A 19,217-nucleotide genomic window follows, 5' to 3' on the forward strand; every position below is an offset into this window, starting at 1 on the left:
CCCTGCGGGATTAGCGGCCCGCTTTCAGCTTCTGGTAATACTCTTCATAAATGGTGCTGGCGCTGCCGACGTCATTCTGCCATTCGCCTTTTTCGATGGTGGCGGCGTCCGGATAGAGCGATTTATCGTTGGCCACTGCCGGGCTGAGCATTTTGCGCGCCGCCAGGTTTGGCGTGGGGTAGCCGATGGTTTCCGCGACCTGTTTGGCAACATCCGGGCGCAGCAGGAAGTTAATCAGCTTCAGCGCGCCGTCGACGTTCTTAGCATTTGCCGGAATCGACAGGCTGTCCATCCAGAAGATGCCGCCTTCTTTCGGCCAGATCACTTCCAGCGGGGTACCGGCCTGGCGTGCGACATAAGCCGAGCCGTTCCATACCATCCCGAGGTTCACTTCGCCTTCCATATACGGGTTCGCCGGGTTATCGGAATTAAACGCCGCGACGTTGGGCATCAGTTTTTTCAGCTCGTTATAGGCGGCTTCAATCTCTTTCGGGTCGGTCGTGTTGCCGGAATAACCCAGCTTACGCAGCGCCATCTGGAACACTTCGCGCGCGTCGTCGGTCAGCAGCAGGCTGCTTTTGTATTCCGGTTTCCACAGGTCGGCCCAGCTGGTGACGGTTTTCGGATCGATAGCGTCGCTGTTAACGCCGATAGCCGTCGCCCCCCAGATGTAGGGGATGGAGTAGTCGTTATTCGGGTCGAACGGTTTGTTCAGCATCTGCGGATCGAGGTTGCTGAAGTTAGTCAGCTTGCTCTTATCGATCTTCTGCAGCATACCTTCTTTGCGCATCTTGTCGACGAAGTAGGTCGACGGGACGACCAGATCGTACGCTCCGTCTTTATAGGTCTTGAGTTTGGCGTACATGGTTTCGTTCGACTCGTAGGTCGAGTAAATAACCTTGATGCCGGTCTCTTTGGTGAACTGCTCCAGCAGGCCCGGCGGCACATATTCGGTCCAGTTGTAGAAGTAGAGCGTTTTGCTGTCGTCCGCGTGGGCAGCGCTCATGCCGATTGCCAGAGCGCCCGCCGCGAGCAGGTGGCGTGACCATTTTTTCATTTTAACGTCCCCTGAGTTTTATCACGTGCAATTAACTGACTGGCGATGACCATCACCAGCGACAGAACCAACAGTATCGTTGCCAGGGCGTTCACCTCTGGCGAAACGCCGACCTTGACCATCGAATAGATCTTCAGCGGCAGGATTTCATACCCCGGACCGGTGACGAACGAGGAGACCACCACGTCATCCATCGACAGCGTGAAGCTCAGCAGCCATCCGGCGGCCACCGCCGGCAGGGCCAGCGGCAGGATGATTTTACGCAGGATGGTCATCTCGCTGGCGCCCAGATCTTTCGCCGCCTCCAGCATCCGCACGTCAAAGCCTTTCAGCCGGGAGTATACGGTGACCACCACAAACGGCAGGCAAAAGGTGATATGCGAAAACAGCAGCGACCAGAAGCCAAGCTGGACGCCAATCAGCATAAACAGCACCAGCAGGGAGATAGCCATGACAATATCTGGCGACATCATCACTACAAACAGCATACCGCTAACGAACGGTTTGCCGCGAAAGCGATAGCGATACAGCGCCACGGCGGTCAGCGAGCCGATAAGGGTGGCGAAGGTCGCCGAAAGCACCGCCATGGTCAGCGAGTGCTGGGCGGCCTGCAGCAGGCTATCGTTGTTCATCAGCAGGCTATACCAGTCGGTGGTGAACCCCTGCCAGTTGATGCCGAAGCGCGACCGGTTAAATGAGTTAACGATCAGGATAATAATAGGGATGTAGAGATACGCGTAGATGGCGGTCATAAAGCCGCCGCGCAGCAGTCGACCGATCATTCCAGCTCCACCTTTTTATTCAGCAGGCGCGCCGCGCGCCAGTAAATCAACAGCATCAGGCCCATCACCAGGGTTAAGGTAATGCTGGTTGCCGCGCCGAACGGCCAGTCGCGAATATTGAGGAACTGGCTCTTGATCACGTTGCCGATCAGCAGGTTCTTGGCGCCGCCCATCAGGTCGGAAACGTAGAATAGCCCCATCGCCGGCAACATCACCAGCAGGCAGCCGGCGATGATCCCCGGCATGGTTAGCGGAATGATGATGCGGATAAACGTCTGCAGCTTGCTGGCGCCGAGATCTTTCGCCGCTTCCAGCAGCGGACGGTCCAGTTTCTCAATGCTGGAGTAGAGCGGCATCACCATAAACGGCAGCAGGATGTACACCAGGCCGATAATCACCGCCGACGGGGTGAACATAATGCGTATCGGCGTGTCGATCACTCCCAGCCACAGGAGAAACTCGTTCAGGTAGCCTTTGGTGCTGAGGAAAATCTTCAGCCCGTAGATGCGGATCAACGAGTTGGTCCAGAAGGGAACGATCAGCAGGAACAGCAGCAGAGGCCGCACCTTCTGCGGCAGCCGGGCAAGGAACCACGCAAACGGGTAGCCCAGCGCCAGGCAGGCGAGGGTCGCCAGCAGCGCCATGTTCAGCGAATGCAGCAGCACGTCGTAATAGAGCGGATCCAGCAGCCGCGAGTAGTTGTCCAGCGTGAAGACCAGCTTGACGAAGTTAGCGTCGTCGCGGGTCAGGAAGCTGGTGGCGATGATCATCAGGTTGGGCAGAAAGACAAACAGCACCAGCCAACCAACGATGGTGGCGATCACCACATTCTGGAATTTACTGGTGTTCTTCATCGGCCAGCACCACCTCCCAGCTCTCTACCCAATTGATAGACATTTTCTGATCAAGAGAGTGGTCGAAATCCGGGTCGTCTTCGTTAAAGAATTCGCTGACCATCACCATTTTGCCGTTTTCCAGCTCCACCACCGACTCGAGGGTCATGCCCTTATAGTTGCGCTCGCGGACATAGCCTATCAGGCCGTCGGCGTCGCTGTTGTGGTGGATCTCATCGACGCGCAGATCTTCCGGGCGCAGCAGGACATGCAGGCGCTGGCCGGCCTCCACCGCAAAATTGACGGTGATGTTGCATTCACGCCCTTCCACGCTGGCCCGCACGCGCTGTTCGTCGAGGCGTTCAATGACCGTGGCGTCGAAGATATTGATCTCGCCGATAAAGCTGGCGACGAACAGGTTTTTTGGCTCTTCGTAGATCTCGCGCGGGGTGCCGTCCTGCTCAATTTTGCCATCACGCATCACCACGATGCGATCGGACATGGTCAGGGCCTCTTCCTGGTCGTGAGTGACGAAGACGAAGGTGATGCCGAGCTTACGCTGCAGCGCTTTCAGTTCGTTCTGCATCTGCTTGCGCAGCTTGTAATCCAGCGCCGAAAGGGACTCATCGAGTAGCAGCAGGCGCGGTTTGTTGACCACCGCGCGGGCGATGGCCACGCGCTGCTGCTGGCCGCCGGAGAGCTGGTGCGGTTTGCGCTGGGCAAAGGCCTCCAGCTGCACCATCTTTAAGGCATCCATCACCCGCGGTGTGATTTCCGCCGCCGGGGTTTTCTGCATCCGCAGGCCAAAGGCGACGTTCTCGAACACCGTCATATGCGGAAACAGGGCGTAGCTTTGGAATACGGTATTAACGTGGCGGTTTTCCGCCGGAACATGAGTGATATCGTGATCTTCGAGATGGATCCGTCCGCTGTCGACGTTTTCCAGGCCGGCAATAAGGCGCAGAACGGTGGTTTTACCGCAGCCAGAGGGGCCAAGCAGGGTGAGAAACTCACCATTGTTGATGGTCAGGTTAAGGTTATCGATGACCGTTTTACCATCAAAGCTCTTGCGAATTCCCGCCAGATGCACCAGCGGCGAACGCGAACGCGGTTGTATATTCAATTTTTGACTCTGTCCCATGTAGACGCAACGGAAATTTCCGGCCGCTGCGGGGTTTGTGATTAACCACCTTTGGGGTTGCACGTTTTTAATAAGGGCCAGCATTCTACGGCAAACGAGGGTAATCGCCAATCCTTGATACGCCCGCATAGTCTACCTTTACACCATAACGTCGGTTCCGTTATTAAATTTCGCTTTACGGGCTAAAAATGACCTGACGCAATATTTGTCTTTTCTGGCTTATCAATAATGTTGTCACAAAAGAAGAGGGTGGCTACATGGATAAATTGCTTGAGCGTTTTTTGCAGTACGTTTCTTTGGACACGCAGTCGAAGCCTGGCGTTCGTCAGGTCCCCAGCACGGAAGGGCAGTGGAAGCTGTTACGCCTGTTGCAGGCGCAGCTGGAAGAAATGGGACTGGTCAAGGTAACGCTGAGTGAAAAAGGGACGGTAATGGGAACCCTGCCCGCCAACGTTGAGGGCGATATCCCGGCCATCGGCTTTATCTCTCACGTCGACACCTCCCCGGATTTCAGCGGCAAAAACGTTAACCCGCAGATTGTCGAAAACTATCGCGGCGGCGATATCGCGCTCGGCATTGGCGATGAGGTGCTCTCTCCGGTGATGTTCCCGGTTTTGCATCAGCTTTTGGGGCAGACGCTGATCACCACCGACGGGAAGACGCTGCTGGGGGCGGACGACAAGGCCGGCATCGCCGAAATCATGACCGCGCTGGCGACCCTGCAGGCGAAAAACATCCCCCACGGCGATATCCGCGTGGCCTTCACCCCCGATGAAGAGGTGGGAAAAGGGGCGAAGCATTTCGACGTCGAGGCCTTTGACGCCCGCTGGGCCTACACCGTAGACGGCGGCGGGGTCGGCGAACTGGAGTTTGAAAATTTCAATGCCGCCTCGGTGACCATTAAGATCGTTGGCAACAACGTGCACCCCGGCACCGCGAAAGGGGTGATGGTCAACGCGCTGTCGCTGGCCGCGCGCATTCATGCCGAAGTGCCGGCCGACGAGGCGCCGGAGACCACAGAAGGCTATGAAGGCTTTTATCACCTCACCAGCATCAAAGGCAGCGTCGATCGGGCCGAGATGCACTACATCATCCGCGATTTTGACCGCAAGCACTTTGAGGCGCGCAAGCGCAAGATGATGGAGATCGCCAAAAAGGTGGGCAAGGGGCTACACCCGGACTGCTATATCGAGCTGGTGATCGAGGACAGTTATTACAACATGCATGAGCAGGTGATCGCCCACCCGCACGTGGTCGATATTGCCCGCCAGGCGATGGTGGACTGCGATATCGAACCGCAGATGAAACCGATCCGCGGCGGTACCGACGGCGCGCAGCTCTCGTTTATGGGACTGCCGTGCCCGAACCTGTTTACCGGCGGCTACAACTATCACGGCAAACATGAGTTTGTCACCCTGGAAGGGATGGAGAAAGCGGTGCAGGTGATCGTGCGTATCGCCGAGCTGACGGCGGCACGAACAGGGAAATAATCTTCGCAACCAGACCGGTCATTCTGCTTGTCGCACAAGATGCCGGATGGCGGCTTCGCCTTATCCGGCCTACGGTCCAGCCGGTGACAACAGAACCCATAGGCCCGGCAAGGGCAGTGCCGCCGGGTGGTGAACAGCAGAGCAGGTGCCAGTCTTTATGCCGGATGGCGGCTTCGCCTTATCCGGCCTACGGTCCAGCCGGTGAGCGCAGAACCCGTAGGCCCGGCAAGCGCAGCGCCGCCGGGCGGTGAACAGCAGAGCGGGCACCTGTCTACATGCCGGATGGCGGCTTCGCCTTATCCGGCCTACGGTCCAGCCGGTGAGCGCGGAACCCGTAGGCCCGACAAGGGCAGCGCCGCCGGGCGGTGAACAGCAGAGCGGGCACCTGTCTACATGCCGGATGGCGGCTTCGCCTTATCCGGCCTACGGTCCAGCCGGTGACCGCAGAACCCGTAGGCCCGACAAGCGCAGCGCCGCCGGGCGGTGAACAGCAGAGCGGGCACCTGTCTTCATGCCGGATGGCGGCTAACGCCTTATCCGGCCTACGGTCCAGCCGATGACCGCAGAACCCGTAGGCCCGGCAAGCGCAGCGCCGCCGGGCAAAAGCAATAAGGCTAATACTGAGACATGTCTGATTATCGTCGCAGTTATATCCCCGGCGGCTGCTGGTTCTTCACCGTTAACCTGCAAAATCGGCGCAGCGATCTCCTGACGCGGCATATTGCTCATCTGCGTGCCGCTACAGCGTTTGTTAAAAGCAAAAAACCGTTTCTGATTAACGCCTGGGTCGTTTTACCAGAGCATATGCACTGCATATGGACCCTGCCTGAGGGGGATACCGATTATTCCGGTCGCTGGCGGGACATTAAAAAAATGTTTACCCGAGCGCTGGCGCAGCACCATATCTGGCAGCCGCGATTCTGGGAACATACCATCCGTAATGAAGAAGATTACCGGCGGCATATGGATTACGTTTATATCAATCCTGTTAAGCACGGTCATGTCCGTAGGGTGCAGGATTGGCCGTATTCGACCTTTCATCGCGATGTGCGTCAGGGAGGGTATCCGCCGGATTGGGCGGGTGAGGTAAGCGAATTTGATGCAGGCGAGAGGCGATAATGCTCGGGTAAGACATTGTCGCCATCGAAACCACAAAGTGCCGGATGGCGGCTTCGCCTTATCCGGCCTACGGTCCAGCCGGTGACTACAGAATCCGTAGGCCCAGCAAGGGCAGCGCCGCCGGGCGGTGAACAGCAGAGCGGGCACCTGTCTTCATGCCGGATGGCGGCTTTGCCTTATCCGGCCTACGGTCCAGCCGATGACCGCAGAACCCGTAGGCCCGGCAAGCGCAGCGCCGCCGGGCAGGATGGAGACTCAGTCGCCAAAGAACCAGTAGCCGCTGTTGACCAGCGCCGCCAGCATGGCGAGGAAGGAAGGATCTTCCAGCGCATCGCCAAAATGGTCGGCGCGCAGCGTCAGGTGGGTAGCTAAGGCGTCCAGCGCCGGACGGTGCGGGGAGTTGATCTTCTCGCCATTGACGAACACCTCGCCGTCAATGCGCAGCACCCGCAGGCCGCCCAGGCGTTCCAGGGTATCGCCCTGCTGCAGGGCATCATAAATCTCGTCAGGCTGATAAGGCGGCTCCGGCGGCGCGACGTCAAGTTCATGACGCGACTGGGTGATAAACTCGCCGAACCACTGCTTAAAGTGCTCCGGTTGGTTAATCAGCCCCAGCATCATCTCGCGCAGGCGGTCGAGTTCGGCCGGTAAAATATCCGCCGGATGGTCGCGCGACGGCACGTCCGGATCGGCGTAGCGCTGGCTGCCCAGTTCGCGCTGGAGAACGTAGTCGGCAAATCCGCTGAACAACTCGCGGGCATTCGGCGCGCGATAGCCGACCGAATAGTTGAGCGAGTTTTCCAGCGAATACCCCTCATGCGGGAATCCTGGCGGAATATAGAGAATATCCCCCGGCTCCATCTCTTCATCGATGATCGCCTCGAAGGGGTCAACCTGCAGCAGGTCCGGATGCGGGCAGTGCTGTTTCATCGGCACTTTTTCCCCGACGCGCCAGCGTCGACGGCCGGTGCCCTGAATGATAAACACATCATACTGATCCAGATGCGGGCCGACGCCGCCGCCCGGTACTGAGAAGGAGATCATCAGGTCGTCGATACGCCAGTCCGGCAGGGCGCGGAACGGATGCATCAGCGCCGCAGACGGCTCATGCCAGTGGTTAACCGCCTGCACCAGCAGGGACCAGTTGTTTTCGCTCAGGTGATCGTAGCTTTCGAAGGGACCGTGACTGACCTGCCATTTTCCATCCTGATGGCTGACAAGGCGGCTATCGACCTCGCTCTCCATGGCCAGTCCAGCCAGTTCGTCCGGGCTCAGCGGGTCGATAAAATTGGCGAAGCCGCGCTTCAATACCACCGGCCGTTTTTGCCAGTAGCGTTCGATAAAGTCGGGCCAGTTAAGCGTTAATTGATAATCCATATTGATATTCCACTGCAGGTGTCTGACAGGGATTATAACGGATGCGGCGCCCCGGCGATGCAGGCGCCGTGAAAAAACTCAACGATTAACTCTCTTTATCTTCCATCAGCTGGCGGCCAAACACCACCTCCATGCAGGCGCCGCCGAGCAGGCTCTCGCCGGCGATGATCTCCCCGTCATATTGTTCGACGATTTCCCGGGCGACGGAGAGCCCCACCCCCTGGCCGGGACGCAGAGTATCCGCCCGCTGGCCGCGGTCGAAGACGGCGCGGCGCTGGCTCGGTGGGATCCCCGGCCCATCGTCTTCCACCAGGATGTGCAGATGGCTGTCGGTGGTCTGGCGCACGGAAACCTCCACGAACTCCAGGCAGTACTTACAGGCGTTATCGAGAACGTTGCCCATCACTTCCATAAAATCGTTCTGCTCGCCGACAAAACTGATCTCCGGCGAGATGTCGAGCGAGATATTGACCCCCTTGCGCTGATAGACCTTATTGAGGGCGGAGGTCAGGCTGTCGAGCAGCGGGGCGATCGGGTGTAGTTCCCGGCTCAGCAGGGTACCGCCGCTGCGCATGCTGGCGCGATGCAAATAGTAACCAATCTGCTGCGAAATGCGGCTTATCTGCTCCAGCATCACCGGCTCCGCCTCGTCGACGCTGATCTTCTCGCCGCGCAGAGAGCGCAACGTGCTCTGCATCACCGCCAGCGGCGTTTTCAGGCTGTGGGTGAGATCGGTGAGGGTGGTGCGGTATTTGTCATAGCGTTCACGCTCGCTGCGAACCAGCCGGTTAAGGTTGCTCACCAGTCGGGTCAGCTCGCGGGTGGTGTTGGGATTGAGCTTCTCGCGGTGATGTTCCTCCAGCTCACGCACCTCTTTGGCCAGCGACTCGATGGGGCGCAGGCTCCACCAGGCGGCGACCCACAGCAGGGGGATCACCAGCAACAGGTTGGCGGCCAGCACGTAGATAAACCAGCTCCACACCATATAGCTGCGCTTGAGCTCCACCGGGATGGTGTCGACCACCACGATACTGAGCTGGGGCATTTTGCTGGTGGCTGGGTAGAAGTTGATCGCCACCGAGTGGGTCATCTCCGAATCGTCGCCCTGTTCGCGGATGGCGTCCAGCTGTTCCTGAACCTCATGGTTATTGCGCAACAGCATACTGCTGCTGTCGACATCGGCTTCAATTTCATGGAAGCCATTGCGTTTCAACCAATCCGGTTGAATGCGCTTCGTCAGCCAGGGGACATCGCGCTGCGCCCACAGTAGTTTGCCCTTCTCATCGTAAATAAGGGTCACCGTCGGGCTTTCCATATTCAGATTTTCCGGGATATCGACATCAATGGCGCCGTTCTCCCATTTGGCCAGCATATAAAAGAGATTGCTCTCGCCGCGCAGCAGACGGAAGGTGGTTTTATCGAAGCTGACGCTGTAGCCCACCAGCGCCACCATGCCATAGGCCAGGGAGAGCACCAGCACCACCCCGGCGGTCGCCAGCAGGAAGCGAACCCGTAATGACAGCGGGAAAATATGCCGCAACAGTCCCTTCATCAGCGCAGTTCGAACAGATAGCCCTGGCCGCGCACCGTGGTGATGACGTCCTGCGGGTATTCAGCCTGAATTTTCTTACGCAGCCGGCCCATCAGCACGTCGATGGTATGGCTTTCACGCAGTTCGGCATCCGGGTAAAGCTGGAGCATCAGGGAATCTTTACTGACCACTTTGCCGCGGTTGCGGATCAGGGTTTCCATAATCGTGTACTCAAAGGCCGTCAGCTTGATCGGCTGATCGTTCACCGACAGCTCGCGGCGGGAGAGGTCGACCTGAAACGGCGGCAGAGAGATCACCTGCGAGGCCAGGCCGCTGTTGCGGCGCAGCAGCGCCTGCATGCGGGCGGCAACCTCTTCAATATGGAAAGGCTTGGTGACGTAATCATCCGCCCCGGCGCTGAGCACTTCGACTTTATCCTGCCATCCTTCGCGGGCGGTCAGCACCAGCACCGGCAGCGACACGTCATGGCTGCGCCAGCGACGGATCAACGATAATCCATCTTCGTCCGGCAGGCCGAGATCGACTATGGCGATATCCGGGAGATGTTCGCCCAGATAGTAATCCGCTTCCTTGGCATCCTCTGCGGCATCGACCTGATGGCCCAGCTCCTGGAGCTGAACTTTGAGGTGGTGACGCAGCAGGGCATTATCCTCAACCACGAGTACGCGCATGGCTGTTCTCCCTTGCAATTTCGAAAGTAGTCTGACGTTTATTATATACGCAAAATATAAACAGCTGTTAAATAAAGCTTTTTATACAAACGGCGTGGAGCATCGCCGGGCAGGCCGGCGTTGAGCGGCGCCTTTTGCGCAGCGGGTATGGAACTCCTTCATTCTATGCGTAATTTCAGCAAACGCCCAGCGGCTGGGCGCGGCAGTGAGCGGGTTGGTGATGTTAATTTTTTGTGTAATAGTGCTCGAATCCTCCCTCAAGAACGCCGCAGGTTATTCATTATGTCTCAGCAGCAGAGCGCGGATTGGGTCAGGCTGGCGCAATCGCCCAGCCGGACGGAGCGCATCGAAGCCTTCTTCGGCGGCCACGGCTACGAGCCGCACCGGCATGATACCTACGCCATCGGCCAGACGATCGCCGGCGTGCAGAGCTTTCACTATCGCGGCGGGCTACAGCACAGTCTGCCCGGCGGGACGATGGTCCTTCACCCGGACGAAATACACGATGGCGAGGCGGGCACCGAGGCGGGGTTTCACTACCGCATGGTCTACATTGAGCCAGCGCTGATCCAGAAGATACTCGGCGGCAGGCCATTGCCGTTTATCCCCGGCGGCCTGTCGGCGGATCCACGGCTAGGTCGCGCCGTGCAGCCGCTGTTGAAAGCGGTCACGGATACCTTCGAGCCGCTGGAGGAAGAAGACGCCCTGTACGACCTGGCGCAGACCCTGGCCGTGGTCGGCGGGCAGCGTTCCCGTCGCCAGGCGTTTGATTATCAGGCGGCGGAGAGGGCTCGGGAGTATATCCATGCCTGTTTTATGCAGGATATGACCCTCGACACCCTGTCGCAGGTCAGCGGCCGGGACCGCTGGAGCCTGAGCCGTGATTTCAGAACGCTGTACGGCACCAGCCCGTGGCGCTACGTCATGATGCGCCGGCTCGATTTTTGTCGCCAGCGGATGCGCGCCGGGGAGCGTCTGGTGGATATTGCCGCTGACGCGGGGTTTGCCGACCAGAGCCACATGACGCGCCAGTTTATCAGCCGCTTTGGCCTCTCTCCGGGGCGCTGGCTGCGGGCGATCCGCGGCTAAGGCGGCGCAGGTTGCACAATCGTTCAAGCGTCAACGCGGCGAGGCGAACTATGCTGACTGCCTTTATCACAAGGAGACAGCCTATGTATCAACTCGTTAATCTTGCTCAGAAATTTTCCCTGTTCAGCGAACAATGGCAGCCCAAAGTGGTGGCCGAAATGAATGACTATCAGTTCAAGATCGTGCGCATCGCCGGCGACTTTATCTGGCACAGCCACCCGGAAACCGATGAGACGCTGATGGTGGTGGAGGGGGTATTGCGCGTGGACTTTCGCGACGGACATGTGCTGGTGAAGGCCGGGGAGATGATCGTCGTGCCGCGCGGGGTGGAACATAAGACCTCGACGGAGACGGAAGCGAAGCTGATGCTGATTGAACCGCGCGGGGTGTTAAATACCGGCCACGAGGGCGGCGAGCGGACGGCAGTGAACGACGTTTGGATCTGATCGCTTTCCGGCGATAAAACGCCCCTCTTTCCGGCGGAAAGAGGGGCAGGGCGATTACTTCAGCTCGTCAACCATGGTGGTTGCCCGACCGATATAGTTGGCCGGGGTCATCGCTTTGAGACGCACTTTTTCCTCTTCCGGCAGGGCGAGGCTGTCAATAAACTGCTTCATCCCTTCCGCGTCCACGCGTTTGCCGCGGGTCAGCTCTTTCAGCTTCTCGTACGGTTTTTCGATACCGTAACGACGCATCACGGTCTGGATCGGCTCAGCCAGTACTTCCCAGTTGTGATCCAGTTCGTCCAGCAGGCGATCCTGGTTCAGCTCCAGCTTGCTGATCCCTTTGAGGGTGGACTGATAGGCGATCAGCGCATAGCCGATGCCCACGCCGAGGTTACGCAGGACGGTGGAGTCGGTCAGGTCGCGCTGCCAGCGGGAAACCGGCAGTTTGCTGGCCAGGTGCTGCATGACCGCATTGGCCAGGCCGAGGTTGCCTTCGGAGTTTTCGAAGTCAATTGGGTTCACCTTGTGCGGCATGGTGGAGGAGCCGATTTCCCCGGCGATGGTCTTCTGTTTGAAGTGGTTGAGCGCGATGTAGCCCCACACGTCGCGATCGAAGTCGATCAGAATGGTGTTGAAGCGCGCGATGCAGTCAAACAGCTCAGCGATATAGTCATGCGGCTCGATCTGTGTGGTGTACGGGTTCCACTGAATGCCCAGCGAAGTGACAAACTCTTCGCTGAACTGATGCCAGTCGACTTCCGGGTAGGCGGCGATGTGGGCGTTGTAGTTACCCACCGCGCCGTTGATTTTACCGAGGATTTCCACCTGGTTCAGCTGACGGTACTGGCGCTCCATACGGTAGGCGACGTTGGCCATCTCTTTACCCATGGTGGACGGTGTCGCTGGCTGGCCGTGGGTACGGGAGAGCAGCGGCACATCGCGGTACTGGGTCGCCAGATCTTTTACCGCGTCAATCAGTTTGCGCCAGTAAGGCAGAACCACTTCGTCGCGGGCGGTTTTCAGCATCAGCGCGTGGGAGAGGTTATTGATGTCTTCGGACGTACAGGCGAAGTGAATAAACTCTGATACCGCGTGCAGTTCGGCGATGTCAGCGACTTTCTCTTTCAGAAAGTACTCTACCGCTTTCACGTCGTGGTTAGTGGTGCGCTCGATGGTTTTGATGCGCTCGGCGTCTTCGACGCTGAAATCGGCAACGATTTTGTCAAGGAAACCGTTTGCGTCGGCAGCAAAAGCAGGAACTTCCTTGATCGCTGCGTGGGCGGCCAGTTTTTGCAGCCAACGTACTTCCACCTGAACGCGGAATTTCAGCAAACCGAATTCGCTGAAGATACCGCGCAGCGCGCTGACTTTATCGCCGTAGCGGCCGTCTACAGGGGAAACGGCGGTCAGTGAGGATAATTCCATAGATCACAACTCCGGGGTTAAATGAGCAAGAATTTGCTTTGCCTGGTTAACCAGACGATTACGGGAAAACATAAGCTGGAGACGTCCGCCGCCCACCTGATGCCAGAGCACCGCGGCGCGAATACCCGCCAGCAGCGCTGAGCGAACTTTCGCCTGCACCTGCGGGCTTTGCAGCACGGCAGGGGAGCCGGTCACCTGAATACGCGGGCCCAGCGGGCTTATCACGTCGACATAGATGCCCGCCATGGCGCTGAGCAGCGTTTCGGACTGCAGGTCAAAGTGCTCCAGCTGACGATGCAGGCCGGCGATGCGGTTGCCGAGCGTGTCCATCGCCCCTTTACTGGCGGCGAGCTTGCGCTCCAGCACCATCAGGCTCAGGGTATAGCGGGTGAGTTCCGCATTGAGGCCCTGGCGACTGCTGGTATTGAGCACCCCGAGCAGCGTTTCAAGGCCGAGGCGAAGATTGGCTTCACTGCCACCGAACACCGCCAGCGTCGACTCGGGATCGAGGTCGATGATGCTGTTCAGCGACACATGCAGGGCATCGCTGTCGCAATGTCCCTGATGCGCCAGTTGCTGAACCAGTCGCGCCGCCTGGCAAACGCCAGCCAGCGCCAGGGTGATGTCATAGTAATTCTTCGCCACACATACTCCTTGTCAGCCGCCGGGGCGGTTCGTCCCGGCGGAAATAACGCGCGTTCAGGACTGCAGAGGCAGTCGTTGTTCAATAATTCCGCCGCCGAGACACACTTCACCCAAATAGAATACCGCGGACTGGCCCGGTGTCACCGCCGCGACCGGCTCATCGAAGCGGACTTCGATACGGTCTTCATCCAGCGCGGTAACGGTGCAGGGGATATCGGTCTGGCGATAGCGGGTTTTCACCGTGCAGCGCAGGGTGCCCTGCAGCGGTTCACGGTTTACCCAGTGCAGCTGTTGGGCAATCAGACCGACGGACATCAGGCGCGGGTGGTCATGGCCCTGGGCGACGATAAGAATATTATTCTCAACGTCTTTATCGACCACGTACCATGGATCTTCGCTACCCTCTTTGGTGCCGCCGATACCTAGCCCTTTACGCTGGCCCAGGGTGTGGTACATCAGCCCCTGATGGGTACCGATCTCCTCGCCGTCGACGGTGAGGATTTTGCCCGGCTGCGCCGGCAGGTAACGGCCAAGGAAATCGCGGAATTTACGCTCGCCGATAAAGCAGATGCCGGTGGAATCTTTTTTCTTCGCGGTGACCAGATCCAGCTCTTCGGCGATCTTACGCACCTGCGGTTTTTCCAGTTCACCCACCGGGAACAGGCTCTGGGCAATCTGCTCGTGGCTGAGGGTATAAAGGAAGTAGCTCTGATCTTTATTGCCGTCGAGGCCGCGCAGCAGCTGGCTTTTACCGTCGACATCGGCGCGGCGCACATAGTGCCCGGTGGCGATGTAGTCGGCGCCGAGGTCTTCGGCAGCAAACTCGAGGAAGGCTTTAAATTTGATCTCTTTATTGCACAGAATATCCGGGTTCGGCGTGCGGCCGGCTTTGTACTCTTCCAGGAAGAGCTCAAAGACGTTATCCCAATATTCGGCGGCAAAGTTAACGGTGTGCAGTTCAATGCCCAGCTTATCGCAGACCGCTTGCGCATCGGCAAGGTCGGCGGCGGCGGTGCAGTATTCCTCGCCGTCGTCTTCCTCCCAGTTCTTCATGAACAGGCCTTCCACCTTATACCCTTGCTGCAGCAACAGGTACGCGGAGACCGAGGAGTCGACGCCGCCGGACATGCCGACGATCACTTTTTTCTGGCTTTCTGACATGGAAATACTCGCTACATTGAACTTCGAGGCGGCGTATTCTAGCACGCGCTCACCGTTCATTCACCCCCTGTGAACGGCCAGTTAAAGGCGCCAATCAGCGACAGCGGCTGCCGCGGGTCCTGCAGGTAGCAGCGAATGCTTTCGGCAACCAGCGGCGAGCGCAGGTTTGGCGCGTTAAGAATTTCCTCAGCACTGAGCCACAGGCAGCGATCGATATCGCTGTCGTGCGGTTCAGTGGCGCACGGATCGCTAAGTTCGATAGCGAACAGGAAGCGCAGAAACGGGGTGTTATCGGGAGCCAGCCACTGATGCATGCGGATGAAGTGCTGCGGCGTGGCGCGAATGCCGGTCTCTTCCCACAGTTCACGTTCGGCGGCCTGCAGCAGCGTTTCATTGGCCTCGAGATGGCCCGCCGGCTGGTTCCACAGCGCTTTGCCGTTAATGGTTTCTTCGACGATGAGAAATTTATCCTGGGCGTGAACCACGCAGGCAACGGTGACATGAGGTTTAAACATCGCTTTTCCTTTTCAGTTATTCGGCTTTGCGCCAGTCGCCGTTGGCCAGTCCGTCGAGTGTATAGCCGCCCATGGCGTAGCGGATCAGCCGCAGGGTGGGGAAGCCGACGTGGGCGGTCATCCGGCGCACCTGGCGGTTGCGTCCCTCGTAGAGCGTAATTTTCAGCCAGCGGGTGGGAATCGATTTGCGCTCACGAATCGGCGGGTTGCGCGGCCACAGCCAGACGGGTTCCTCCACAAGTTCTACGTCGGCAGGCAGGGTGGGGCCGTCGTTGAGGGTGACGCCGTCGCGCAAGGCGGTCAGCGCCTCGGGCGTGGGTTCGCCTTCCACCTGAACATAGTAGATCTTGCCGGTGCGCTTACCCGGCTGGGTCAGCTTCGCCTGCAGCGCGCCGTCGTTGGTCAGCACCAGCAGGCCTTCGCTGTCGCGATCGAGCCGACCGGCAGCATAGACGCCCGCCACCGGAATAAAATCTTTCAGCGTGCTGCGCCCGGCCTCGTCGGTAAATTGCGGCAACACATCATAGGGTTTATTGAACAAGATCACAGTTTTTGGCTGGCGTTCTTTACGTTGTCTGGTGACTTGTTGTGTGCTGAATCGCTCAACGCGATGTTTTCTAAATGAAGTTTTCTGCATGGTATTTTCAGGCTCTATCAATTGCCGCATTATAGCCTAATTACGAATGCCTTTCATGGACGCAAACATTCAGGTAGTATTGACATGCTCATTACAAATTATTAACAAAAAATTGCTCAAACCGATTCGCACTACAGGCAGGAAGGCGACACGGACGCGATAGCTCCGGTTAGCGGGAAGACCCGGTACTCCGAAGCTGGCCGACTCAGCCAACACCAGGCTCGCGTGAAGAGGGAAGAGCAGAACCAGAAGCGCTCGAAGGAGAGGTTAATGGAAAGCAAAGTAGTAGTTCCGGCGGAAGGTCAAAAAATCACCCTGCAAAACGGCAAACTGAACGTCCCTCACAATCCGATTATCCCGTTCATTGAAGGTGACGGTATCGGCGTTGACGTTACCCCAGCGATGCTGAAAGTGGTTGATGCCGCCGTTGAGAAAGCCTATAAGGGCGAGCGTAAAATTTCCTGGATGGAAGTTTACACCGGTGAGAAATCGACACACGTCTATGGCCAGGATGTCTGGCTGCCAGCTGAAACCCTCGATCTGATTCGTGACTACCGCGTTGCTATCAAAGGTCCTCTGACTACCCCAGTCGGCGGCGGCATTCGTTCCCTGAACGTGGCGCTGCGCCAGGAGCTGGATCTCTACGTCTGCCTGCGTCCGGTACGTTACTACCAGGGCACCCCGAGCCCGGTTAAGCACCCGGAACTGACCGACATGGTTATCTTCCGTGAAAACTCCGAAGATATCTATGCAGGCATCGAGTGGAAAGCCGACTCTGCTGAAGCAGACAAAGTGATCAAATTCCTGCGCGATGAGATGGGCGTGAAGAAAATTCGCTTCCCGGAACATTGCGGCATCGGCATCAAGCCGTGCTCTGAAGAAGGCACCAAACGTCTGGTTCGTGCAGCCATTGAGTATGCGATCACCAACGATCGTGATTCCGTCACTCTGGTGCACAAAGGCAACATTATGAAGTTCACCGAAGGCGCGTTCAAAGACTGGGGCTACCAGCTGGCTCGCGAAGAGTTCGGCGGCGAGCTGATCGACGGCGGCCCGTGGGTGAAAATCAAGAACCCGAACACCGGTAAAGAGATCGTGGTAAAAGACGTGATCGCCGACGCCTTCCTGCAGCAGATCCTGCTGCGTCCTGCGGAATACGACGTTATCGCCTGTATGAACCTCAACGGCGACTACATCTCTGACGCGCTGGCGGCACAGGTTGGCGGTATCGGTATCGCCCCGGGCGCCAATATCGGCGACGAGTGCGCGCTGTTCGAAGCGACTCACGGTACTGCGCCGAAGTATGCTGGCCAGGACAAAGTGAACCCGGGCTCCATCATCCTGTCCGCAGAAATGATGCTGCGCCACATGCAGTGGTTCGAAGCCGCAGACCTGATCGTTAAAGGCATGGAAGGCGCTATCGCCGCCAAGACCGTGACCTATGACTTCGAACGTCTGATGGAAGGCGCTAAGCTGCTGAAATGTTCAGAGTTTGGCGACGCGATTATCGCGAACATGTAATCCCGTTAGTGGATTAAGTTAAAGCGGGAGCCGATGGGCTCCCGTTTTTTTATCGCATTCAGGCCGTTATTTTGCCGGACGCTCGCTGCGCGGTACCATGGTCGATTTCCCGCAACACAATGTCCATCAAAGCCATGCGCTTACAACAGGGCTAGCTCAGTTTACCGCGAGATCGCAAGTGGGTATGGATTGAACGCCAGGGGTCTTACTGATGGCCCGACCGGCTTAAACCGGTGCCGTTCGGCGAAAATGTGATGTAGCCTAAACTCAGGCTATCCACCCACCTTCAGATTAAACAGCCGGGACAGCGCCGCTCTGCCGCTATCCGTCACTTGCACTTCCCGATATCCCGGCGCGCGGGTTATCCATCCTTTCTGCTCAAACAGCGCCATCAGCGCCGAACCGGCGTCGCCTCCCAGATGAAAACGTCTTTCGCTCCAGTCAAGACAGGGGCAACAAGGCTTACGTCGCGGGCGAGCGTTAAGTACCGCGCCCAGGCTTTCAAGCTGGGTTTTACCGGCTGACGTCAGGGACTGCCCATCGGCCGCCAGCCATTTTTCCCGCAGCATACACTCATAAATCTTCACCGCCAGCTCGCCCGCCAGATGATCGTAGCAGGTGCGGGCGTAGCGAAGTGTCACCGGCGTGCTGGTGGCCAGCGCCTTATGCGACTGCATTGAGACGCCCATCAGGTTTTCCAGCAGCCCGGCGATATGCGCGCCTGCCAGGCGGTAATAGCGGTGGCGCCCCTGCGCGAGACACACCACCAGCCCGTTGCTGAGCAGCCGGGCAAGATGTCCGCTGGTGGTGGAGGCGGAGACCTCGGCGACCGTGCTGAGCTCGGTCGCCGTCCATGCGCGCCCGTCCATCAGCGCGCAGAGAATACTGACCCTTGACGGGTCAGAGAGGGCAGAGGCCACCATCGCCATCGCGGTTTCCAGTGCCGCCTCTGGCTCACTGTCTTGCTGCGTTTTCAGGAGATTCATTCAGAAAGTATGGCCCATTTTTTGGTCACTTCCGCTGCCCGGGTGTCATCATCGGTAAGAAGAATGAGCCGGTTACGGTGGTCGCTGTACTGTACCAGAATATTAATACCGTTGCGGGCAAGGGTGTCGGCAATGTCTCCCAGTTCCCCGGGGCGTTCCTGGGGTAACTTACGTATCAGAGGACGGCATACATCGCTGACCGTAAAGCCGGCCTCGGTCAGCACCCTGCGGGCTGTCTCACCGTCCTCCACCAGAAAATGCGCATGTCCGGCATCAGGCGTGGTGAATACCCCACCACCTTCGAGGCCCACACCGTTGTTGCCCAGCGCTATACCCATTGCGCCAAGCGAGCCCGGCGTGTTGCTGAGAATGATGTGAATATCATACATCTGGCTGTGCTCCCCGATCCGATGAGTAATCCCGGAACACGCGGGCAACGCGTATTCTGTAGTATGAAAAAATCGATGCTTTGCCTTCGCGCTGGGCAGCCAGATGCCGCTCATTTTGCTGCCAGTTGGCCACCGATGCTTCATCTTCCCACCAGGATAGCGAAAGGATTTTGCCGGGCGAATTCAGGCTCTGAAAACGCTCGATGGCAATAAACCCCGGCGTGTCTGAAAGCAAAGGCGTCAGCCCGGCCGCCAGCTGAAGATATCTTTCCTGTGCTTCCGGTAAGGCGTCGGCCTCAAAAAGTACTGCAATCATAAGTCTGCTCCGTGGTGAATGTCCGTGCAGTCTAATGACGACCAGAGCAGGATGCTTCGGCGTGC

At 58.1% G+C, this 19,217-nt stretch carries 20 protein-coding genes; 5 read left to right on the plus strand and 15 right to left on the minus strand.

The window, feature by feature from the left end; genetic code table 11:
- Positions 1 to 10 precede the first annotated feature (10 nt).
- From potD to potA, 4 genes are read right to left on the minus strand one after another with little or no spacing between them, the layout of a single operon-like run.
- Entirely contained in the window at positions 11 to 1,057 is a 1,047-nt protein-coding gene (gene potD / locus KHQ24_RS06345; protein WP_032455835.1) for a spermidine/putrescine ABC transporter substrate-binding protein PotD, read from the minus strand.
- Positions 1,054 to 1,839: a spermidine/putrescine ABC transporter permease PotC gene (gene potC, locus KHQ24_RS06350; protein ID WP_004150813.1), complete on the minus strand. Its 786-nt coding sequence runs from the start codon at positions 1,837 to 1,839 to the stop codon at positions 1,054 to 1,056. The genes potD and potC overlap by 4 nt, the downstream gene beginning before the upstream one ends.
- Positions 1,836 to 2,693 carry a spermidine/putrescine ABC transporter permease PotB gene (gene potB / locus KHQ24_RS06355; RefSeq protein ID WP_004150812.1) on the minus strand — a complete coding sequence of 286 codons (858 nt, stop codon included), beginning with the start codon at positions 2,691 to 2,693 and terminating at the stop codon, positions 1,836 to 1,838. Before potB ends, potC begins: the two co-directional genes overlap by 4 nt.
- The gene (gene potA / locus KHQ24_RS06360; protein ID WP_004150811.1) at positions 2,677 to 3,813 is read right to left on the minus strand and encodes a spermidine/putrescine ABC transporter ATP-binding protein PotA; all 1,137 of its coding nucleotides are present in this window, start codon (positions 3,811 to 3,813) and stop codon (positions 2,677 to 2,679) included. The genes potB and potA overlap by 17 nt, the downstream gene beginning before the upstream one ends.
- A gap of 257 nt (positions 3,814 to 4,070) precedes the next feature.
- Between potA and pepT the strand changes: the two genes are divergently transcribed.
- On the plus strand, positions 4,071 to 5,303 hold the full coding sequence (gene pepT / locus KHQ24_RS06365) for a peptidase T (RefSeq protein ID WP_004206633.1): 1,233 nt from the start codon (positions 4,071 to 4,073) through the stop codon (positions 5,301 to 5,303).
- A gap of 627 nt (positions 5,304 to 5,930) precedes the next feature.
- Complete coding sequence (locus tag KHQ24_RS06370) at positions 5,931 to 6,422, plus strand: REP-associated tyrosine transposase (protein WP_048294486.1); 492 nt, start codon at positions 5,931 to 5,933, stop codon at positions 6,420 to 6,422.
- A gap of 255 nt (positions 6,423 to 6,677) precedes the next feature.
- Here KHQ24_RS06370 and KHQ24_RS06375 read toward each other — a convergent pair whose 3' ends face one another.
- The 3 genes from KHQ24_RS06375 to phoP all read right to left on the minus strand — a co-directional run bounded on the left by KHQ24_RS06375 (position 6,678) and on the right by phoP (position 10,022).
- Complete coding sequence (locus KHQ24_RS06375; RefSeq protein ID WP_004206634.1) at positions 6,678 to 7,799, minus strand: cupin domain-containing protein; 1,122 nt, start codon at positions 7,797 to 7,799, stop codon at positions 6,678 to 6,680.
- A gap of 85 nt (positions 7,800 to 7,884) precedes the next feature.
- Positions 7,885 to 9,351 carry a two-component system sensor histidine kinase PhoQ gene (phoQ, locus tag KHQ24_RS06380; protein WP_004206635.1) on the minus strand — a complete coding sequence of 489 codons (1,467 nt, stop codon included), beginning with the start codon at positions 9,349 to 9,351 and terminating at the stop codon, positions 7,885 to 7,887.
- Complete coding sequence (gene phoP, locus KHQ24_RS06385) at positions 9,351 to 10,022, minus strand: two-component system response regulator PhoP (RefSeq protein ID WP_004206636.1); 672 nt, start codon at positions 10,020 to 10,022, stop codon at positions 9,351 to 9,353. The genes phoQ and phoP overlap by 1 nt, the downstream gene beginning before the upstream one ends.
- Positions 10,023 to 10,304: 282 nt before the next feature.
- On the opposite strand from phoP, the gene KHQ24_RS06390 reads away from it, so the two are divergent.
- Together KHQ24_RS06390 and KHQ24_RS06395 are read left to right on the plus strand one after the other, a co-directional pair.
- A complete protein-coding gene (locus KHQ24_RS06390) occupies positions 10,305 to 11,111 on the plus strand; it encodes an AraC family transcriptional regulator (RefSeq protein ID WP_004206637.1) in 807 nt (268 codons plus the stop codon).
- A gap of 83 nt (positions 11,112 to 11,194) precedes the next feature.
- Positions 11,195 to 11,557 carry a cupin domain-containing protein gene (locus KHQ24_RS06395; protein ID WP_004206638.1) on the plus strand — a complete coding sequence of 121 codons (363 nt, stop codon included), beginning with the start codon at positions 11,195 to 11,197 and terminating at the stop codon, positions 11,555 to 11,557.
- A gap of 54 nt (positions 11,558 to 11,611) precedes the next feature.
- On the opposite strand, the gene purB is transcribed toward KHQ24_RS06395, so the two are convergent.
- The 5 genes from purB to rluE are packed head-to-tail and all read right to left on the minus strand — an operon-like array spanning position 11,612 to position 15,970.
- Positions 11,612 to 12,982 (minus strand): adenylosuccinate lyase, encoded by a 1,371-nt coding sequence (gene purB / locus KHQ24_RS06400; protein ID WP_004150804.1) that lies wholly within the window; start codon positions 12,980 to 12,982, stop codon positions 11,612 to 11,614.
- A gap of 3 nt (positions 12,983 to 12,985) precedes the next feature.
- A complete protein-coding gene (gene hflD / locus KHQ24_RS06405) occupies positions 12,986 to 13,627 on the minus strand; it encodes a high frequency lysogenization protein HflD (RefSeq protein WP_004140557.1) in 642 nt (213 codons plus the stop codon).
- Between the two features lie 54 nt (positions 13,628 to 13,681).
- The gene (gene mnmA / locus KHQ24_RS06410) at positions 13,682 to 14,788 is read right to left on the minus strand and encodes a tRNA 2-thiouridine(34) synthase MnmA (RefSeq protein WP_064177984.1); all 1,107 of its coding nucleotides are present in this window, start codon (positions 14,786 to 14,788) and stop codon (positions 13,682 to 13,684) included.
- Between the two features lie 56 nt (positions 14,789 to 14,844).
- Positions 14,845 to 15,303: an NUDIX hydrolase gene (locus KHQ24_RS06415; RefSeq protein ID WP_004206639.1), complete on the minus strand. Its 459-nt coding sequence runs from the start codon at positions 15,301 to 15,303 to the stop codon at positions 14,845 to 14,847.
- 16 nt (positions 15,304 to 15,319) lie between these two features.
- Positions 15,320 to 15,970 carry a 23S rRNA pseudouridine(2457) synthase RluE gene (rluE, locus tag KHQ24_RS06420; RefSeq protein WP_004206640.1) on the minus strand — a complete coding sequence of 217 codons (651 nt, stop codon included), beginning with the start codon at positions 15,968 to 15,970 and terminating at the stop codon, positions 15,320 to 15,322.
- Positions 15,971 to 16,210: 240 nt separating this feature from the next.
- Between rluE and icd the strand changes: the two genes are divergently transcribed.
- The gene (icd, locus tag KHQ24_RS06425; protein WP_004150800.1) at positions 16,211 to 17,461 is read left to right on the plus strand and encodes an NADP-dependent isocitrate dehydrogenase; all 1,251 of its coding nucleotides are present in this window, start codon (positions 16,211 to 16,213) and stop codon (positions 17,459 to 17,461) included.
- Positions 17,462 to 17,733: 272 nt separating this feature from the next.
- On the opposite strand, the gene KHQ24_RS06430 is transcribed toward icd, so the two are convergent.
- Genes KHQ24_RS06430 through KHQ24_RS06440 form a run of 3 tightly spaced genes read right to left on the minus strand, consistent with a single transcriptional unit; the run spans position 17,734 to position 19,152 of the window.
- On the minus strand, positions 17,734 to 18,447 hold the full coding sequence (locus tag KHQ24_RS06430) for an ArsR/SmtB family transcription factor (RefSeq protein WP_211777168.1): 714 nt from the start codon (positions 18,445 to 18,447) through the stop codon (positions 17,734 to 17,736).
- Entirely contained in the window at positions 18,444 to 18,836 is a 393-nt protein-coding gene (locus tag KHQ24_RS06435; RefSeq protein WP_004203705.1) for an amino acid-binding ACT domain-containing protein, read from the minus strand. The genes KHQ24_RS06430 and KHQ24_RS06435 overlap by 4 nt, the downstream gene beginning before the upstream one ends.
- Entirely contained in the window at positions 18,829 to 19,152 is a 324-nt protein-coding gene (locus tag KHQ24_RS06440) for an antibiotic biosynthesis monooxygenase family protein (protein ID WP_004203706.1), read from the minus strand. Before KHQ24_RS06440 ends, KHQ24_RS06435 begins: the two co-directional genes overlap by 8 nt.
- Positions 19,153 to 19,217 lie beyond the last annotated feature (65 nt).

Origin of the sequence: Klebsiella sp. 54 (assembly GCF_018223875.1) — a bacterium.
GTDB lineage: Bacteria > Pseudomonadota > Gammaproteobacteria > Enterobacterales > Enterobacteriaceae > Klebsiella > Klebsiella quasipneumoniae.

Coding starts and splice junctions, on each gene's coding strand:
- phoQ (WP_004206635.1), bottom strand. CDS start 9,351: ATGAAGGGACTGTTGCGGCATATTTTCCCGCTGTCATTACGGGTTCGC.
- potC (WP_004150813.1), bottom strand. CDS start 1,839: ATGATCGGTCGACTGCTGCGCGGCGGCTTTATGACCGCCATCTACGCG.
- KHQ24_RS06370 (WP_048294486.1), top strand. CDS start 5,931: ATGTCTGATTATCGTCGCAGTTATATCCCCGGCGGCTGCTGGTTCTTC.
- mnmA (WP_064177984.1), bottom strand. CDS start 14,788: ATGTCAGAAAGCCAGAAAAAAGTGATCGTCGGCATGTCCGGCGGCGTC.
- KHQ24_RS06390 (WP_004206637.1), top strand. CDS start 10,305: ATGTCTCAGCAGCAGAGCGCGGATTGGGTCAGGCTGGCGCAATCGCCC.
- potA (WP_004150811.1), bottom strand. CDS start 3,813: ATGGGACAGAGTCAAAAATTGAATATACAACCGCGTTCGCGTTCGCCG.
- KHQ24_RS06430 (WP_211777168.1), bottom strand. CDS start 18,447: ATGAATCTCCTGAAAACGCAGCAAGACAGTGAGCCAGAGGCGGCACTG.
- KHQ24_RS06375 (WP_004206634.1), bottom strand. CDS start 7,799: ATGGATTATCAATTAACGCTTAACTGGCCCGACTTTATCGAACGCTAC.
- icd (WP_004150800.1), top strand. CDS start 16,211: ATGGAAAGCAAAGTAGTAGTTCCGGCGGAAGGTCAAAAAATCACCCTG.
- KHQ24_RS06395 (WP_004206638.1), top strand. CDS start 11,195: ATGTATCAACTCGTTAATCTTGCTCAGAAATTTTCCCTGTTCAGCGAA.
- KHQ24_RS06435 (WP_004203705.1), bottom strand. CDS start 18,836: ATGTATGATATTCACATCATTCTCAGCAACACGCCGGGCTCGCTTGGC.
- rluE (WP_004206640.1), bottom strand. CDS start 15,970: ATGCGGCAATTGATAGAGCCTGAAAATACCATGCAGAAAACTTCATTT.
- potD (WP_032455835.1), bottom strand. CDS start 1,057: ATGAAAAAATGGTCACGCCACCTGCTCGCGGCGGGCGCTCTGGCAATC.
- phoP (WP_004206636.1), bottom strand. CDS start 10,022: ATGCGCGTACTCGTGGTTGAGGATAATGCCCTGCTGCGTCACCACCTC.
- pepT (WP_004206633.1), top strand. CDS start 4,071: ATGGATAAATTGCTTGAGCGTTTTTTGCAGTACGTTTCTTTGGACACG.
- KHQ24_RS06415 (WP_004206639.1), bottom strand. CDS start 15,303: ATGTTTAAACCTCATGTCACCGTTGCCTGCGTGGTTCACGCCCAGGAT.
- potB (WP_004150812.1), bottom strand. CDS start 2,693: ATGAAGAACACCAGTAAATTCCAGAATGTGGTGATCGCCACCATCGTT.
- purB (WP_004150804.1), bottom strand. CDS start 12,982: ATGGAATTATCCTCACTGACCGCCGTTTCCCCTGTAGACGGCCGCTAC.
- KHQ24_RS06440 (WP_004203706.1), bottom strand. CDS start 19,152: ATGATTGCAGTACTTTTTGAGGCCGACGCCTTACCGGAAGCACAGGAA.